Here is a 17,836-nt window from a genome sequence, read left to right as displayed (position 1 = left end):
TGCGGCGCAGCCCTATCCGATGCGCCTGCAAATACGGGATTCCTTTTCCGATCAGCGGGGAGAGGAAACGTATCGGAGGAGCTTTGCATGAACTGTGAGGGGAGTTTTATATGGGAATGACGATGAGCCAGAAGATTCTGGCGGCGCATGCAGGTCTCGATGAGGTCTTGGCGGGGCAGCTGATCGAGGCGAGTATCGATCTGGTCCACGGGAATGATATTACGTCTCCTCTTGCGATCCGGGAGATGAAAAAGCTGAGAAAGAAGACGGTCTTCGATCGGGATAAGGTTGTCCTCGTAATGGATCATTTCGTCCCGAACAAGGACATCGTCTCTGCAAAGTGCACTCAGATCTGCCGGAACTTCGCGGCGGAGCAGGAGCTCTCTCATTATTTCGATGTGGGGAATATGGGGATTGAGCATGCTTTGATTCCGGAGCAGGGACTCATCACCGCCGGAGAGCTTTCGGTCGGGGCGGACTCCCACACCTGCACCTACGGGGCGCTCGGCGCTTTCTCGACCGGAGTCGGCTCCACGGACATGGCGGCGGCCATGGCGACCGGAAAGCTCTGGTTCAAGGTGCCCGCTGCGATCCGGGTCAGGCTTGAGGGAAAGCTCTCTCCCCATGTCAGCGGAAAGGATCTGATCCTCCACCTTATCGGGGAGATCGGCGTGGACGGCGCGCGCTACGAGTCCCTGGAATTCTGCGGCGAGGGCGTCTCCTCTCTGAGCATGGATGATCGCTTCACGATCTGCAATATGGCGATCGAGGCGGGAGCGAAGAACGGGATCTTTCCGGTGGACGAGAGGACGCTGAGGTACATCCGGGAGCACGGAAACCGAAGCTTTCGAAGCTTTGAGGCGGATCCGGACGCGCGCTATGAGAGGGAGATCCTCCTGGATCTTTCGAAGCTTCGGCCGACAGTTGCCTTTCCGCATCTTCCGGAGAATACGAAGGAGATCGGGAGCTTCCCGCCGATTTCCATCGACCAGGTCGTCATCGGCTCCTGCACCAACGGCCGTCTCCAGGATATCCGAGAGGCGGGCGAGATCCTGAAAGGGCGGAAGGTCGCGAAAAATGTGCGCTGCATCGTGATCCCCGCGACGCAGAGGATCTATCTGGAGGCGCTGGAGGAGGGCTGGATCAAGGCCTTCATCGAAGCGGGGGCAGTCGTATCCACACCGACCTGCGGCCCCTGCCTCGGCGGCTATATGGGGATTCTTGCCCCCGGGGAGCGCTGCCTCTCCACGACGAACCGAAACTTCATCGGACGCATGGGAGACACAAGCTCGGAGGTCTATCTGGCCTCCCCGGCTGTCGCCGCGGCCTCCGCTGTCACGGGGCGGATCTCCTCTCCGGATGAGCTTTCGGGCTGACCTAGAGGAAATAGAAGATTTTGAAAGAAGAGGGAATGGCGGGAACGGTTATGGGGGAGAGAGGATGAAGACCTTAGAGGGAAGATCTGTGAAATACGGGGACAACATCGATACGGATGTCATCATCCCCGCGAGATACCTCGCGATTTTGGATCGGGAGGAGCTTGCGTCTCACGCGATGGAGGATCTGGATCCGGACTTTCGAAAGAAGCTGGAACCGGGCGGCATCCTGGTCGCGGGAAGAAACTTCGGCTGCGGCTCCTCCAGGGAGCACGCGCCGCAGGTGCTCCAGAGCTCCGGAGTGGGCTGTGTCATCGCGGAGAGCTTTGCGAGAATCTTCTATAGAAATGCGCTGAACATCGGGCTTCCGATCGTGGAGGCGCCGGAGGCGGCGAAGGAGATCCGGGAGGGAGACCAGGTTTCGGTTGACTTTGAGAGAGGAAGCATCCGGGACCTGACGACGGGAAAGGACTATAAGGTCTTCCCCTTTCCGCCCTTTCTCCAGAGAATGATTGAAAAGGGCGGCCTCATGGCGGCTGTCAATGAGGATTTGGAAGAGCCCTAAAGAGTCTTTAAAAAGCTTTTCAGATAGGCGTCCGCCTTCTCCGGATCCTGAAAAAGCTCCTCCTTAAACTCCGCATAGAAGACAGCGGCGCGATATTCCTTTTGGAAGAGAGGGGAGAAGAGCGGGAGGAGCTCCGGCAGGAAGAGACCGCTTCTTCTTTGGTAGGCGGTCCTCGCCGTCGCCTTTACGCGGAAAGCCTTATCGACGAATTCCCCGACCGAGCGGTGCACGGCATTGTCCTCCTGCGGGAGATAGTAATAGTTCTTCGGATCCGGATAGAAATATTTGAGCTCCCCCTGATAGAGCTTTACATAGAGAAGGAGAGTGTTTCCGGAAAGAAGGATCCGAAAGCGCTCTCTTTCTCGAAAAAGCGCTTTCGGAAAGGCGGGAGAGACCCGGTAGGAGAGACAGAGACAGGGGGAATCCTCCGGAAAATCCCCGGAAGGGAAAATGCTGGAATCCCCGGAGCGAAGTCCTTTCGAAGCTTTGCAAGAATCCGGGCGGGAGGATTCGGAGAAAGCCCCGGCAGCGCCTTCCAAAATGCTTTCGGAGAGAGTATCTTCCCCCTCATCGGGGGAGGGAAGCTCCCTCGATGAGGAGATGAGGCGGACAGAGGAGAGGGGGAGCGGATGCTGAAAGAGCCTTGCGTAGGAGAGCAGGGGGAGGAGGGCAGGGAGATTTTTCAGGTCCTCCTTATTGTGGAGGAGGAGCAGCTCCTCCCTTTTGGGATCCTTTGTCTTTAAATAATCGAGGTAGACATAGATCAGCTCTCCGCCGCTGAAGCGGTCCTCTCTCTGGATCCCGAGGAAGCGCTCACAGCTTTTCAGCTGGTAATTCGGAAGGCTCAGGAGCTTTTTTGCGGGGCGAAGCTCCCGATAGAGATCCAGGCTCTTGATCCCCTGAAAGCTTTCGGAGAGCCCATACTGAGAGAGCAGCTTTTCGAGAAAGGGGATATCGAAGCGCTCTCCATTAAAGCTTAGGAGGAGCTTTTTTTTCGAGAGGAGAGCAAAAAAATGCTCCAGCATCTCGATCTCATCCGTCAGGGACTCGGCGAAGAGCTGCTGAAGCTTCCAGCTCCCCCCCTCATAGACGACAGTTCCAATCAGATAGAGGCTCGCATTATGCGCACTCAGCCCTGTCGTCTCTATATCAAAGAAAATGAGCTCCTCCGCGCGGAGTCCGAGCTGGGAGAGAAAGCCGAGATCCCCCGAGGGGAAAGATTCCTCTTTTATAATCATATATCGCTCCGTTTCTTTTGCTTCATTTTCCGTCCGCGGCCTTTGAATATCGCGCTAAAAGGGATCTTCTATAGTAGTGTATACCATAGAAGACCCCTTTGTCAGTGATTTACAGAAAAACTTTTATGCTCTTCTGAGAGTGCTGAAGCCGCGGTTAATGGGCGTATGTGCCGGAGATGTCAGCAGCATCGTCTATCGTAGCGCTCTTATAGCTAAGCTTTACTCTTCCTTTATACGCTGGAAGGCCTGCTTCGCAATGGCCGGAAGAAGCCGGTATTCCTGCATCAGCTGCTGGACTGTCATGCCCTGTACGGAGTCATCCACCGGGATATAAGTCAGGTCATTTTCTCCGCACTTTTTAGGTGCTCTGTCCATTAGACGCAGCCAGGCGGCCTGCCGCATGGCCTCCCGATGGGGCAGCACCCGGTAACGGTTTCGTTGTATCAGTTTGCGTCGCATAGTGGAAGTACCTGCGGCCAGAGCGCAGAATACAGCTGCCGGTCCCAGGAGATTTATCATTGCCTTGTCGCTCCGCAGCCAGATGCAGGCGACAGTGCCTGCCAGAAGCAGAAACAGCAGCGGGATCATGTGCCTGACGATAGACCATCCGGGAAGCAGGATCTGATTCAGTCGTTCCATAGCGCAGGCGGAACATACAGACCAGTCCCGTATCTCTCCCAATGCCTGGATGCGGCTTTCGCCCTTCATGCCGCGGATATGCAGAGTTTTCACCTCCAGCGCCCGAAAGTGCAGTTGGCCGGTTTCACTGCCGCAGCAGATACATTTGCTCATAGCTGCCTCTTATTCTGATAAGCTTCGACGGGAAGTCCGGCATCCGCTAAGGATTCCTCTCCGTCTCGTGACTAAGCTCTCATAGCGGGAGCAGCCCCAAATCCCGTGACAGCTATCAGAGCATGCCGCCCAAGAGAGACAGCATCAGGCTTCCGATAATCAGGATAATGGCGCCGCCCAGGCGGGAGGAGATCTGCGCAAAGGGCATCAGCTCCATACGGTCGGCAGCGGACAACACGGCCACATCACCGGTCCCTCCCATATTGGCCATGCAAAGACCGGCGGTAATGCAGGATTCCACCGGATAGAAGCCCACCAGCTTACCGATCAGGCCCGCACCGATCACAGCGCCAAGGCAGGTCAAAAGGCAGAGCAGCAGATAGCTCAGGGAGAAGGTCTCAATGACCACATCCAGGCTCAGATAGCAAAGACCAATCCCCACCAGAAGAGCGGCGGTTAAGTTCTTCATGATGAACTGGAACCACTGGTAGCAGGAGATCTCGATAAACTCCGGCAGCAGATTAAAGATCTTGCAGACGGCCACGGCGATGATCATCCAGGCATAGGCGTGGATGCTGACAGAGGGCACCAGCTTGCTCCAAAGGGTGGAGATGATATGGCCGAAGGCAAAGAAAGAGGTCGAGGTCAGAAGACCGATTCCCATGTTTACCACGGAGATCTTATCGCGCTTGGCCTGCATTTCGGGACCGACCTCCATTTCCGAGGCGTCATTGGCCTTGGAAACCATCAGTGCGCCCTGGCCATTCCACTTTTTACTGACGATAAGCTTGACGATGATGCTGGCCAGCACGATCGAAGTGGCATTTCCGATGGCTACGGCGGGGTTCATAATGGAAATGGCCTCTTCCGCTGTCATAGTACCGGTGGATTCAAAGATCTTGGACAGAGGCACGGCGCCGGCGCCCATGCCGCCGCCCATAATCGGAAGGGCAATCAGCAAAAGCGCCTTTACCGCGCCGAAGCCGAAGGCAGCACCGCCCAGAGAGGCCAGACCGAACGCTGCAATGATGCCGCCGAAGATGGCGGGGAAATAACGGGCGGCAGCCTTCATCAGAAGCTTCCGGTTCATGCCCAGAATGGAGCCGGTGATCAGGGCCGCAATATAGAAGTCCAGAAATGCACCGGAGGGCTTGAAGAAGGACTCGATATTCTTCATCAGCGTGGCGGTATACAGCACACCATCTGCGTTTGGCTTACTGAGCAGGTCAAAGAGGCCGAAGAAATTCTCATAGCGCAGGAAACCCATGCCGAAGATGATGACGATGGCGCCGCCGCCCAAATAGGAGCGGACAATGGGAAGCCGGTCGCCGATTTCCTGAAAGATGGTACCGAAAACGATCATGAAGGCAAAGCAACCGGCCATACCGGCAGGAAGCACACCCATCATAGCGGAAAGCAGCACGACTACCGAAAAAACGGCGAAGTAATACCAAGGCATGCCATAGAGCTTGTACCCCTCTTTTTTCTGCACATTTACTTGATTTGACATAATATCATCCTCGCTCAAGACATATCATTGCCGCATGGCGGCGGGGCAACGGATCAGATACGGGCCACGCCGGACCTTCGGGCGGCCTCGGCCACAGCGGCGGCCACAGCGGGGCCGACGCGCTTGTCAAAGGCAGCGGGAATGATGTAATCCTCGGACAGATCGTCCCCTACCAGATCAGCCAGAGCCACAGCGGCGGCCATCTTCATCTCCTCGTTGATATCGCTGGCGCGGACATCGAAAGTGCCGCGGAAGATACCGGGGAAGGCTAAGACATTGTTGATCTGGTTGGGAAAGTCGCTGCGGCCGGTGGAGATCACTCTTGCGCCGCCCGCCTTGGCATCATCGGGGAAGATCTCCGGTATGGGGTTGGCACAGGCGAAGATGATGGCGTCCTTATTCATGGTCCGGACCATCTCGGTGCTGACGGTGCCGGGAGCGGACACACCGATGAACACGTCGGCGCCCACCAGCATATCCGCCAGGGAACCGGATCTGCGGCTCAGGTTCGTGACCCGGGCCATCTCTTCCTTGATCCAGTTCAGACCCTCGCGGCCGGCATAGATTGCACCCTTTCGGTCGCACATGGTGATATCCTTGAAGCCCGCGGAAAGCAGCAGCCTGGTGATGGCGATGGCGGCTGCGCCTGCGCCGGAGGTGACGATCTTCACGTCCTCCTTCTTCTTGCCCACCACCTTCAGGGCGTTGATCAGACCGGCCAGGGTGATGACGGCAGTGCCGTGCTGATCGTCGTGGAAAATGGGGATCTCACACTTTTCCTTCAGCTTGCGCTCGATCTCGAAGCAGCGGGGCGCGGCAATATCCTCCAGGTTGATGCCGCCGAAGGAGCCGGAGATGTTGTACACCGTCTCCACGAACTCATCCACGTCCTTGGTCTTGACGCAGAGAGGGAATGCGTCCACGCCGCCGAAGGACTTGAACAGCACGCATTTTCCCTCCATAACGGGCATGCCGGCCTCGGGACCGATGTCTCCCAGGCCCAGAACGGCACTGCCGTCGGTGATGACAGCGCAGAGGTTGTGCCGGCGCGTCAGCTCATAACTTTTCTTAATGTCCTTCTGGATCTCCAGGCAGGGCTGTGCCACACCCGGCGTATAGGCCAAAGACAGATCATCCTTAGTTTCCACCGGTACGGTGGAAATCACTTCAATCTTACCCTTCCACTTGGCATGCAGGCGAAGTGACTCTTTTGCGTAGTCCATATTGTTTCCTCCATTCTTCAAGGTGTATAATTATTCCGCTTACAAGGCGGAAGACCTTTTGCGGGTTTTCTGCCTGAATTATTTTTAAGTATACACATTTTGTGAGTTTAAGGGATTCTTTGGAAAGTATTCAAACCGTTTGGAAAGTAAAAAAATGTCAGCTGCACAGAATTAAGATTTTATCTTCCTTTAGAAAGCAAAATACAATATAGGAAAGTATACACTATGAGAGGAAGTCCAGGTCTAAGACAGCAAAATCGTAGCGCTTCGGCCCGATAGAGCAGCCGACGGACGAGAGCATGGGACTTGACACTGCAGGCTTTTTCAGCAATACTTGTTCATACATATGCTTTTGTGATTTTTGCTTCCTTGACCATCTTACGGACATCGGAACTGGGAAGCAGCGCGATTTTGTTCCCGGCACCGAAACTGATCTCGGCAGCCTTTCCGCTGCTGAATTTCTTATAATAAACAGGGGAGATGTATGCGGGATGGAATGGATGCCCGAAAAAGGCAGAGCGGTGTACCACTCTTCTTCCAGATACTCTGTTTTTGCATTGTCACCGGCTTTGTTTTACTTGCTGCCACGCTGAGCGTTACGCTTTATGTCTCGCTGAGTAATTTTCAAAAGCAGGTGGAGGAAAGCCTCCGGGCCACTGCGGACTCTCTGGCATCCAACCCCATGGTACTGGATGCATACCGGGCGGGCCGCTGTTCAGAAGAGCTGGTGCGCTATTTGGATGAGCTGGTTCATCAAACCCGGGATTTGGATGTGCTGACACTGGCGGATGCCCATTCTATTCGCCTCTACCATGTAAATCATGTCCAGATCGGCGGGACCTTTGTCGGTGGGGACCAGTTCCGCGCTCTGGAGGGGGAGAGCTATTTTTCCGACGCTGTGGGAACCATGGGCAGGCAGCACCGCTATTTGATGCCGGTACGGGATACAGACGGGGCCATTCTGGGATTTATTACCGCAAGCACTACATTGGGACAACTGCGGGTGCTGAGAAACGAGATCATCGACGCTTATTTGAAAATGGGCGTGCTGCTGATTCTGGCGCTGATCCTTTTTTCCGGAGCCGTATCCCTGGTGCTGCGGCGAATGCTGCTTGGCTTCACGCCCCAGCAGTTGGCCAATACCTATCTCAAGCAGAATGAAATCCTGAATAATCTGGAGGAGGGAATCGTTTCCGTAGATCGGACGGGACGCATTCAGCTGATGAACAGCGCGGCTCAGCGGATTTTGGGTCAACCGACGGAGTTGATGGAAGATACCGCTTTAGATAGCGTGCTGCTGGAAGAAAATGGCGGCACGCTGCTGGGTCCGCCCCGGGAAAATGTCCCTACCTCCCGGCCCAATGTGCTGGCAAATTGTATCCCGCTGGTCAAAGGTGGGAAAACTACGGGAGCCACCATTATCCTCCGGGATAAGAGTGAGGCGATGCGCCGGGCCGAGCAGCTCAACGGCACTCGAAACGTGATCTCCACCCTCCGGGCCAACAGCCACGAATTCATGAACCAGCTCCAGGTCATTTCGGGGCTTTTGCAAATGGATCACACCCAGGAGGCTCTGGAATACATCGGAGACTTGTCCCAGATACAGACCCGGATTATCACGCCGATCATGCAGCATATCCAAAATCCCAATGTCGCGGCACTGCTGCTGGGGAAAATGGGAAGCGCCCGGGAGAGGGATGTGCGCATTACTTTGCTTCCCAACAGCAGTCTTCCGGAACACAGCCGATATCTCTCCACGGCAGAGCTTGTGACGGTACTGGGGAACCTGCTGGAAAACGCGATCGAGGCGGTAAATGCTCAGACGGAGGGTACCCTTCGAAATGTGGATATGCAGATCACGGAGAATGCCGAAGACCTCCTGCTTCAGATCTCGGATACCGGTATTGGCATCCAGGCCCGGCAGCTGGATCGAATCGGTGATTTCGGCTTCAGCACTAAGGCCAGTCAGGGCCGCGGCGTAGGGATGTTCCTGGTTTACAACATTGTACAGAGTCGGGAGGGAAGCATTGACATAGATTCCGAACCCGGCGAAGGCACAAGCGTGACATTGATTTTCAGCAAAAAACGGACGAAGGAGTGAGCGCTGTGATTCATACGATCATCGTCGAGGACGATCCCATGGTGGCGCAGATTAACTGTCAATACCTGCAGCGGTTGGAGGATTTTCAGGTAGATGCGGTGTTTGGCAGCGGAAAGGCAGCTCTGGACTATGTCCGCGGCAATTCCGCGGACCTATTGATTTTGGATGTATATATGCCGGGGCTTAGCGGCTTGGAGCTTCTGTATCAGATCCGGACGGAGCACATTCGCCTTTCCGTCATCATGGTCACGGCCGCCATAGAAATGGAAACCGTGGAGGAGGCACTGCGTCTGGGGATCGTAGATTATCTCATTAAGCCCTTTTCATTTCAGCGTTTTCAGGAAGCCATTGAGAAGTATCTGCTCAAGATGAACCTGCTCAAGACCTGTCAGACGGCGAATCAGACCGTCGTGGATCAGTTGATGCACACTTCCTTTTCTCATGACAAGGAGTCTAAGGAGCTTCGAAAGGGGCTGAATCAGAAAACTCTGGACTATATCTTCCGCTATCTTAAGGAACATCCCAGGCAGAAACACACCTGCGAGAGCTTATCCCGGGTCTCCGGTCTGTCCAAGGTTACGGTCCGGCGCTATCTCAATTATCTGATCGAAGTCGACCAGGCCGTCAGCTCCATAGACTACGAGACGGGAGGCCGCCCCCGGGTGCTCTATCGGCTCCGGTAGATTTTTTTGCTTTTGAAAGCGTTTCATTTGCCAAAGAAACAGCGGCCTCCCATCTTTAATGTTTATTGTGAGAAATTTACTATTATACATATCCTTATCCAAAAATGATTTGAAGGAGATTCTTTATGGAATTAAAACATGGAGCTGTTGCCGGCACATTGGAGTCGAGTGACATTATGGTGACGGTACTGCCCGGGGCGGGAGGCACCAGGATCAGCCTGACCTCCACCGTGGAGGCCTATTATGGGGATTCCATCAGGGAGACTATCCGCCAGGTCCTGCGGGAGCTTGGCGTGGAAAATGTACGGGTCGAGGCAGTAGACCACGGCGCACTGGACTGTACCATCCGTGCCCGTCTTAGCACCGCCGTGCGGCGTGCCTGCGGGGAGGAACATACATCATGAGACGCTCGATGCTTTTTTTGCCGTCCAATAATCCCAATATGATTGGCAATGGAGGTCTTCTGGGAGCCGACAGCATAATTTTTGACTTGGAGGACGCGGTATCTCCAGACGAAAAGGATGCCGCCCGGGAGCTGCTGAAAAACGCTCTGGGCGCACTGGATTTCGGGAAATGCGAGCGCATTGTTCGAATCAACGGACTGGATACACCTTACTGGGAAGAGGACCTGCGGGCGATTCTGCCTCTGACGCCCGAGCTCATTATGCCGCCCAAGGTCAGCGGCGATGCCGATATCCGCCGTCTGGATGAAAAGCTGACAGAGCTGGAGACGGCAATGGGGATAGAGACGGGACATACAAAGATTCTGGCTCTGCTTGAGACCGCGCTGGGCGTGGAAAACGCCTTTGCGGCGGCCGGGGCCAGCCCGCGTATGATGGGGCTTTTTTTGGGGGCTGAGGATCTTACAGCAGACCTGCGCTGTAAGCGCAGCAAGGAGGGCTCCGAGATCCTTTATGCCCGGGGCCGGGTGGTCTGTGCCGCCCGCGCCGCCGGGATTGAGGCCTATGATACGCCCTTTACCGATGTGCAGGATCTGGAGGGGCTGGAAAAGGATGCCACCTTTGCCAAGGGGCTGGGCTTTTCCGGAAAGGCCTGCATCAGTCCCGCTCATGTCTCCGCCGTCAACCGGATTTTTTCTCCCTCGGAGGAGGAGATTGCTTACGCCCGGGACGTGTTCACCGCTGTCGACAGAGCTAAACGTCTGGGTAAGGGTGTCATTGCCCTGCGAGGGAAAATGATCGATGCACCAATCGTACAGCGGGCCCGACTGGTGCTGGAAGCTGCATCGGAAATTGAGGGGGTGAATTATTTTGCGTAAGCTCTGTGATACGCTGCGCCGGGCCATAGAGCTGTCCGGTCTGCGGGACGGCATGACGATTTCCTTCCATCATCATCTGCGAAACGGTGACTATGTGCTGAACATGGTGCTGCAGGAGGCAGCCCGAATGGGTCTTCGCGACCTGACAGTAAATGCCAGCGCCCTGTTCGACTGCCACGAGCCTTTGATCGGCCAGATTCAAAGCGGTGTGGTCACCGGGCTGGAAACGGACTACATGTCCTCCGTGCTGGGCTCTGCCATCAGCCGGAGGGCGCTGGCAAGGCCCGTGCTTTTTCGTTCTCACGGCACCCGTCCCGCTGATATCTTAAGCGGCCGAAGCCGCATTGATGTAGCTTTTATTGCTGCGCCCACCGCTGATCCTATGGGCAATTGCTCCGGGAAATACGGGCCCTCCGCCTGCGGCTCTCTGGGTTATGCCTTTGCCGACGCCGTAAAGGCGAAGAAGGTAGTGCTCATTACAGATAACCTGGTCCCCTATCCGTTGACGGATGCCTCCATTACCGAGGACTACGTGGATTATGTGGTGCGGGTGAATGCCATCGGCGACCCTGGAGGAATTGTATCCGGAACGACCCGTATGCCCAGAGATCCCATTGCCCTGAGAATTGCTGATTTGAGCGCTCAGGCCATCGACGCCTCCGGCCTGCTGCGGGACGGCTTCTCCTTTCAGACCGGCGCCGGCGGTGCCTCTTTGGCGGTGGCTGACTATGTTAAACGCATCATGCTTTGCCGGAAGATTCATGGCAGCTATGCCCTGGGCGGTATTACCGGCTGCATGGTGGACATGCTGGAAAGCGGCTGTTTCCAGGCTATTCAGGATGTTCAGTGCTTTGATCTTCGCGCAGTGCAGTCTATTCGGGAAAACCCCAGTCATAGGGAGATCAGCGCCGCTCAGTACGCGAGTCCCGATGCCAAAAGCACTGCCGCTTCCAGCCTGGACGCGGTAGTGCTGGGCGCTGCGCAGATCGACACGGATTTCAATGTCAATGTACACACGGATTCCAATGGTTGTATCATCGGCGGCTCCGGCGGCCACACGGATGTGGCAGCGGAGGCGAAGCTCACGATCATTGCTGCTCCTTTAAGCCGCACCAGAATGTCCATCGTTGTAGACAAGGTACTGACGGTATCCACACCCGGTTCTTCTATAGATATGCTGGTCACTCAATACGGAATCGCCGTGAATCCCTCCCGGCCCGACCTGAAGATTGCCCTGGAGCAGGCCGGTCTTCCTCTTTCGGATATTCATGCGCTTCGGCACAAGGCGGTGGCCATCAACGGGCCTGCAAGGCCCTATGCCCGCCGGTCTGATCAAGTGGTGGCCCGGGTTCTTGGCCGGGACAAAAAGGTCCAGGACGTGATTTACGCCGTGGAATAATCGCTTTCGGGCCGTAATAAAATTTTAAAAAACATCCGGAATAAATTCATATGATGAACACAAATATCTGTTATGATTACTTCACGAAAAAATAGTCCGCATTTTCAGCATCATGGCGGGGAATCTGCCGGGATGCTTGCAGGAAAGGAGAAGCAGGTGGCAGAGAATAAGAGCGAGTCGAAGGGAAAAGAGGAGAAGCTGGACGGCGAGATCCAGAAGCTGATGGATTCCTCGAAAGAGCTTCCGAAGAAGAAAAGACGCTTCAAGAAGAGGTGGATCCTGATCCCCCTCATTATCCTGGCACTGGTCTTCTTTGTGATGAGAATCCTCGGAGGGGCGAATAAGGGAGGCTTCCCTGTCGTCACGGATGAACTGAAAAAGGGGGATGTGCGGAATGTCCTGACCCTCTCCGGACCGGTCTCCGGGACGGACTCCGCCGATGTGACCTCCGGACTGCACGCGCAGGTCACGGAGCTCTATGTCAAGGAGGGGGATAAGGTCGAGAAGGGCCAGGCCCTCGCGAAGCTGAATCCCCATGATGTGGAGCAGGCTCTCGCCCTCGCGGAGAATCAGGTGGAGCTTGCGAAGGCGAACCGGGAGGAGGCGCTGAAGAACGCGCAGTCCTCCTATGCCAAGGCGGCGCAGGCTCTCCAGAGCGCGCAGGCGGATTACAACAGAAAGGCCGAGCTCTACCAGGGAGGAGATATCTCCCAGGCTGATTTCGAGCAGGCGCAGTCCGCCCTGAAGGACGCCTCCGCGGCGATGCAGGCCTTTACCGTAAAGGGAGGAAAGGTCAGCGTAGGGGATTCCTACGACATTCAGATCCAGAATGCGGAGAAGGAGCTGGAGAAGGCGAAGGACAAGATCAATGATACCACATTGACCTCCCCGATTTCCGGCACCGTGACGAGAGTCAATACCAAGGTCGGACAGTTTGCAGACAGCCAGGAGAATCAGAAGCGCTCCCTCTTTACGATAGAGAATCTGGACACGCTGGAGCTTGAGATCGGAGTCTCCGAGTACACGATCGGAAAGATCAGTGTCGGACAGAAGGCGACGATCCGCGCGGATATCATGGGGGACAAGACGGCGGAGGGAGAGGTCGTATCCATCTCCCCCTCGGGAGAGCTCAAGTCGGAGGGCGGCACGGAGAGAGTGATCCCCACGAAGATCCGGATCGACGGTGCCGCCTCGGGCCTGATCTCCGGCATCACCGCGAAGGCCGATATCCTTTTGGAGGAGGCGAAGGACAGCTATGTCGTCCCGATCTCCGCTCTCATCTCCCAGGATGACGGAGGCAGCGCGATCGCCTTCGTGAAAGACGGAATTGTCCATTTCAGTCCGGTCAATACCGGAGTCGAGAGCGATATCTCCGTTGCGGTCAGCCCGAAAAATGCGGATGACCCGTATTTCGCGGAGGGAAGCCACTACATCACGACACCGGACAGCAACATCACAGATGGAATGCCGGTCCGCGAGGCCTCCGTCACGGATCTCCCCTCCTCCGGAGGAGCTGCGGCATCCGCCGCTTCCAATGCGGAAAGCTCCGCCTCCTCCGGTGCGGGAGGCTCCTCCGGCGCGGCGGCAGGAACTGGCAGCGAGAGCGCTGCAGAATAGAGGCGCGACGCATGAAGGATGTATTGATTGAATTAAAGGACCTGGTGAAAATCTACGACACCGGATTGATCAAGGTGCTGGGACTCTATAAGATCAATCTAAAGATCTTCCGCGGGGAGTTCGTCGCCATCATGGGGCAGTCCGGTTCCGGAAAGTCGACCCTTATGAATATCCTCGGCTGTCTGGATCGCCCGACGCTCGGAAACTACTACCTGGACGGCGTGGACGTCGCTTCCATGCCGTCGGATGAGCTGAACAAGGTGCGGAACCAGAAGATCGGCTTCGTCTTCCAGAGCTTCAACCTGATCAGCAGGATGAGTGCTCTGAAAAATGTAGAGATTCCCATGATCTACGCCCATAAAAACTCTCCCAAAGAGAGGGCGGAGAGGGCCGAGATGCTCCTCGAAAAGGTGGGGCTTGGCGGGAGAATCCACCACCAGCCCAATGAGATGTCCGGAGGGCAGAGGCAGAGAGTCGCGATCGCGCGGGCGCTCACCAATGAGCCCCCCCTGATCCTCGCGGATGAGCCCACCGGCAATCTGGACACCGCAAGCTCTGTGGAAATCATGGAGATGTTCTCCGCCCTCCATAAGGCCGGGGCGACGGTCGTCGTCGTCACACACGAGGAAAATATCGCAGCCTATACGGACAGGATGCTCCGCTTTTCCGACGGGCGCCTCATCTCGGACCGGGATAATCCGAATCCCACTCCGGTGCGGGACTTGAGTATCTTTGAGGGGATGTATCATCAGAAGGGAGTAGACCGGTGCTGATTGAAAACATGAAGATGGCGATCAATTCTCTCCGCGCCAATAAGCTTCGCTCCATTCTCACGATGCTCGGCATCATCATCGGCATCGGCTCTGTGATCTCCATCGTCTCCCTGGGGGACACCATGCGGAAGGTCTTCTCCGACATCTATAAAAATGTCGGAGAGACACAGGCCGTTATCATGCTGAGCTATACGGTGGATGAAGTCAGAAGCAGCGACTCCTTCAGCCTGGATGATATCGACAAGCTGAAGCAGATCTTCGGGGATCGGCTCGCCTATATCGATGCCGGCTCGCAGTCCAGAGTGGATGTGAAGATCGGGAGGAAGAAGCAGAAGGCAGACCTCTCTGGAGTGGACTATAACTACGAAACCGTGCAGCCGGTGAACATGCTCTCCGGGCGATACCTGAGTAAAAAGGACGTCCAGGAGACCCGGAATGTGGCAATGCTCAAGGACAGCACAGCGCGTCTTTTCTTCGGGACGGAAAACGCGGTGGGAAAGACCTTCCGCGCCGAAGTCGGCGGAGAGAACCGCACCTTCCAGGTGATCGGCGTCTACCATAGAGATGAGAGCGCGATCCAGAAGGTACTCACGCAGACGAACGACAGCATCGGGGAGGTCATCATCCCCTGGACGATCCTTGCGAAGGAAGGGGACGAGCTCTCGATGCTCCGCTATTTCGGGCGGCTCGGGATGAATAAGTCGGAGATGGACCAGCTCAATACAGAGATCAAGGGCTATTTCAGCCGGACGAAGAATCGAAATCCCGAGGACTGGCAGATTATTTCCCTGAAGACGCAGATGGGGCAGGTGGACAGCGTCATGGCCGGAATCTCCGCCGCAGTCGGCGGCATCGCGGCGATCTCCCTCCTGGTCGGCGGCATCGGCATCATGAACATCATGCTGGTCTCCGTCACGGAGAGGACGAGGGAGATCGGAATCCGAAAGGCGCTCGGCGCGAGCACGAAGGACATCCTCATACAGTTCCTTACGGAATCAGCGCTCCTGTCCGCATTAGGAGGCCTGATCGGCGTCCTGCTCGCCATCGGCCTGGTCTCTCTGGGAGGTGCGATCTTCCACCTGCAGGTGGTGATAAAGCCGATCATTATCGTCATCGCGGTGGCCTTCTCTGCCGTGGTCGGTGTATTCTTCGGGCTCTATCCCGCAAACCGCGCGGCAAACGAGGACCCGATCGTCGCGCTCCGCTACGAATAAAAAATTTCGAAAAAGAGCGAAGGAGCTTCAGAGCGGCAGACTATGCCGCTCTTTTTGAGGGGATTTTTTGCGATTTCTTCACTTTCTTCGGTTTTTTCGCAGGAAAGTCAGAGAATTCTTGAAAAAAATAAAGATTCCTGTTAGAATCCCTCCCAGAGAGCCGGGAGTCTATCGGAAGGCTCTTTACCCAGATTGCAAAGGAGCTGATATGTTCAACAACAGCCGAAAGGCAGAAACTGCGTCCTGGAACGACAAGATCGACACGATCATCGGGGAGCATACCAATGTGGAGGGAACCCTGCACACAAAGGATACGACCAGGATCGACGGCAGGATTAAAGGAGAAGCGATTTCGGACGGCTACCTCATCATCGGAGAGGGAGGCTACGTGGAGGGCGATGTCCGAAGCGAGAACATGCTGATCGCCGGGACCGTTCACGGCAATGTCTATGTAAAGGACCGCCTGGAGATCACGGAAAACGGAAAGATCATCGGGGATATCACGACGAAGTCCCTCGTCATCGCGGAGGGCGCGTCCTTTGCGGGAAAGTGCACCATGGCCGCGCTCCTGAAGGGAGCGGAGAACCAGCAGCCGACCGCAGGGCAGAAGGAGCTGATGAAGAATGGGGAAAGCAAGCTACAGCAGAGGGTCGCAGAAGCAAAGTAAGAAGGGAAACGGATTTACCCTTCTGCTTCTCTCAAACATAGAAAAGAAGCCGGTTCAGATCCGTCTCCCCCGCCTCTTCCTGAGAACCTGCGCGGCGCTTTTCCTCTTTCTCATCGGCCTCACGGGCTACGGACTGATCTCCGCCGCCCTCTTAAAGCCGGTGGCGAGGCAGAAGGCGGCTCTGGAGAGCGAGATTTCCGCCCTCCGGGAGGAGCAGAACAAAATCATCTCGGAAAACCAGAGCTTAAAGGCCTACACCGTGCAGCAGGATAAGGAGATGCAGACACTCCAGGATATCTCGAACGACCTTAAGAGTAATGTTCAGGATATCCAGCAAAGGGACAGCGCGCTCCGGGAGAAGCTCGGCATGCAGGGAGAGGGAGAAGCGGAAGGACAGAGTCCCGCGTCTTCCGATGCCGCAGGATCTTCCGGAGAATCCTCCGGGGCTGCGGAGGAGGCCGCAGAGTATTACAGCGCAGAGGGGCTTTCGGAAGACGGCTCGGAGCTTATCCTCAGTGACCGCCCGAGGCTGAAGCTTACATCCTTTGTGAGCTATCGCCCGCCGCGCCAGGCCGAGACAGAGCTTCTCGCGGAGGAGCTCTACCGGCAGAAGCAGCTTCTCCTCCAGTCCGCGACGAATTACAGCCAGTATGAGGGCGTCGTCTCCTCCCGGGAGTTCCAGGCGGCGCAGAAGGCGGAGCAGGCGCGAGAGAGAAGAGCCTCCATCGTCGCCTACGCGATGCAGTTTCTCGGAGGGAAATACCGCTGGGGAGCAAATGATCCCCACACCGGGGTGGACTGCTCGGGATTTACGAGATATGTGCTCGGGCACGCGGGGGGCGTCTATCTGAACCGCACCGCCGCGGAGCAGTCCCGGCAGGGCTCCGAGGTCTCCGTCTCGAACATAAGGCCGGGTGACCTTCTCTTCTACGGAAGCTCTGGCCATGTGGACCATGTCGCGATGTACATCGGAGACGGAAAGGTCATCCACGCCTCCAATTCGAGGAATGGAATCCGAATCTCAAGCTGGAACTACCGAAATCCCGTCCGCATCAAAAATATGATCGGGGAATAGGTGATAAAAAACGGGCGAAACCTGAAAAGGTTTTGCCCGCAAATTTTAATTTAAATTATGAGATTATCAAACGCCATATTTTTCGAGGAAGGAAAAGTCCTTTAGAAAAATCAGAGCGTTTCTGACTGGAGCATGGACACCATGACTATAGCCAAGGGCTCGCGTTATTTTCCCGACATCTCTCACACTTATTTTTGCCTTAGTTGCTACATTTTTTTGAGATTCTCTCTTTCCGTAAAGATTTGCGATCTTTTCTACTAATTCGCGCCTGGATATTGTTGCTTTTTCTTCCATAGTTTTTCCTCCTTTTATAATTTGAAGACA

The 17,836-nt window shown here is 55.6% G+C and carries 17 protein-coding genes; 12 read left to right on the top strand and 5 right to left on the bottom strand.

All coding sequences use genetic code 11. From position 1 onward, the window contains the following. Positions 1–110 precede the first annotated feature (110 nt). Positions 111–1,376, top strand: a complete 1,266-nt coding sequence (gene leuC, locus HMPREF1986_RS00920) for a 3-isopropylmalate dehydratase large subunit (protein ID WP_021772826.1) — start codon at positions 111–113, stop codon at positions 1,374–1,376. A gap of 64 nt (positions 1,377–1,440) precedes the next feature. Further along, positions 1,441–1,941, top strand: a complete 501-nt coding sequence (locus HMPREF1986_RS00915) for a 3-isopropylmalate dehydratase small subunit (protein ID WP_036598679.1) — start codon at positions 1,441–1,443, stop codon at positions 1,939–1,941. On the opposite strand, the gene HMPREF1986_RS00910 is transcribed toward HMPREF1986_RS00915, so the two are convergent. The 4 genes from HMPREF1986_RS00910 to HMPREF1986_RS00895 form a co-directional block, all read right to left on the bottom strand. Further along, positions 1,938–3,179 carry a ribonuclease H-like domain-containing protein gene (locus HMPREF1986_RS00910; protein ID WP_021772824.1) on the bottom strand — a complete coding sequence of 414 codons (1,242 nt, stop codon included), beginning with the start codon at positions 3,177–3,179 and terminating at the stop codon, positions 1,938–1,940. The two genes, HMPREF1986_RS00915 and HMPREF1986_RS00910, sit on opposite strands and share 4 nt — an antisense overlap. A gap of 219 nt (positions 3,180–3,398) precedes the next feature. Then, complete coding sequence (locus HMPREF1986_RS00905) at positions 3,399–3,971, bottom strand: hypothetical protein (protein ID WP_021772823.1); 573 nt, start codon at positions 3,969–3,971, stop codon at positions 3,399–3,401. Between the two features lie 115 nt (positions 3,972–4,086). Continuing rightward, positions 4,087–5,481 (bottom strand): 2-hydroxycarboxylate transporter family protein, encoded by a 1,395-nt coding sequence (locus HMPREF1986_RS00900; protein WP_021772822.1) that lies wholly within the window; start codon positions 5,479–5,481, stop codon positions 4,087–4,089. A 53-nt stretch (positions 5,482–5,534) separates the two neighbouring features. Then, positions 5,535–6,704, bottom strand: coding sequence for an NAD(P)-dependent malic enzyme (locus HMPREF1986_RS00895; RefSeq protein ID WP_009214614.1), 1,170 nt, complete (start codon positions 6,702–6,704; stop codon positions 5,535–5,537). Between the two features lie 484 nt (positions 6,705–7,188). Between HMPREF1986_RS00895 and HMPREF1986_RS00890 the strand changes: the two genes are divergently transcribed. The 10 genes from HMPREF1986_RS00890 to HMPREF1986_RS00845 all read left to right on the top strand — a co-directional run bounded on the left by HMPREF1986_RS00890 (position 7,189) and on the right by HMPREF1986_RS00845 (position 17,512). Beyond that, positions 7,189–8,805, top strand: coding sequence for a sensor histidine kinase (locus tag HMPREF1986_RS00890; RefSeq protein ID WP_009214616.1), 1,617 nt, complete (start codon positions 7,189–7,191; stop codon positions 8,803–8,805). A gap of 5 nt (positions 8,806–8,810) precedes the next feature. Continuing rightward, positions 8,811–9,488, top strand: coding sequence for a response regulator (locus HMPREF1986_RS00885; protein WP_155812644.1), 678 nt, complete (start codon positions 8,811–8,813; stop codon positions 9,486–9,488). Between the two features lie 125 nt (positions 9,489–9,613). Next, positions 9,614–9,892 (top strand): citrate lyase acyl carrier protein, encoded by a 279-nt coding sequence (gene citD / locus HMPREF1986_RS00880; RefSeq protein ID WP_009214618.1) that lies wholly within the window; start codon positions 9,614–9,616, stop codon positions 9,890–9,892. Continuing rightward, positions 9,889–10,767, top strand: a complete 879-nt coding sequence (locus HMPREF1986_RS00875) for an HpcH/HpaI aldolase/citrate lyase family protein (RefSeq protein ID WP_021772820.1) — start codon at positions 9,889–9,891, stop codon at positions 10,765–10,767. The genes citD and HMPREF1986_RS00875 overlap by 4 nt, the downstream gene beginning before the upstream one ends. Then, a complete protein-coding gene (citF, locus tag HMPREF1986_RS00870) occupies positions 10,760–12,166 on the top strand; it encodes a citrate lyase subunit alpha (RefSeq protein WP_021772819.1) in 1,407 nt (468 codons plus the stop codon). Before HMPREF1986_RS00875 ends, citF begins: the two co-directional genes overlap by 8 nt. 156 nt (positions 12,167–12,322) lie before the next feature. Next, positions 12,323–13,783, top strand: coding sequence for an efflux RND transporter periplasmic adaptor subunit (locus HMPREF1986_RS00865; protein WP_196794799.1), 1,461 nt, complete (start codon positions 12,323–12,325; stop codon positions 13,781–13,783). 11 nt (positions 13,784–13,794) lie between these two features. Then, positions 13,795–14,556 (top strand): ABC transporter ATP-binding protein, encoded by a 762-nt coding sequence (locus tag HMPREF1986_RS00860; RefSeq protein ID WP_009214622.1) that lies wholly within the window; start codon positions 13,795–13,797, stop codon positions 14,554–14,556. Then, on the top strand, positions 14,550–15,770 hold the full coding sequence (locus tag HMPREF1986_RS00855; protein WP_021772818.1) for an ABC transporter permease: 1,221 nt from the start codon (positions 14,550–14,552) through the stop codon (positions 15,768–15,770). Before HMPREF1986_RS00860 ends, HMPREF1986_RS00855 begins: the two co-directional genes overlap by 7 nt. Before the next feature lie 208 nt (positions 15,771–15,978). After that, the gene (locus HMPREF1986_RS00850; RefSeq protein ID WP_021772817.1) at positions 15,979–16,437 is read left to right on the top strand and encodes a bactofilin family protein; all 459 of its coding nucleotides are present in this window, start codon (positions 15,979–15,981) and stop codon (positions 16,435–16,437) included. Further along, positions 16,394–17,512, top strand: a complete 1,119-nt coding sequence (locus tag HMPREF1986_RS00845) for an NlpC/P60 family protein (RefSeq protein WP_021772816.1) — start codon at positions 16,394–16,396, stop codon at positions 17,510–17,512. Before HMPREF1986_RS00850 ends, HMPREF1986_RS00845 begins: the two co-directional genes overlap by 44 nt. A gap of 66 nt (positions 17,513–17,578) precedes the next feature. On the opposite strand, the gene HMPREF1986_RS00840 is transcribed toward HMPREF1986_RS00845, so the two are convergent. After that, complete coding sequence (locus tag HMPREF1986_RS00840; protein WP_021772815.1) at positions 17,579–17,806, bottom strand: hypothetical protein; 228 nt, start codon at positions 17,804–17,806, stop codon at positions 17,579–17,581. Between the last annotated feature and the right edge of the window lie 30 nt (positions 17,807–17,836).

The organism is Oribacterium sp. oral taxon 078 str. F0263, assembly GCF_000469565.1.
Taxonomy (GTDB): domain Bacteria; phylum Bacillota; class Clostridia; order Lachnospirales; family Lachnospiraceae; genus Oribacterium.
The sequence above is the reverse complement of the archived record's forward strand: the minus strand, read 5'-3'. Positions and strand labels throughout refer to the sequence as shown.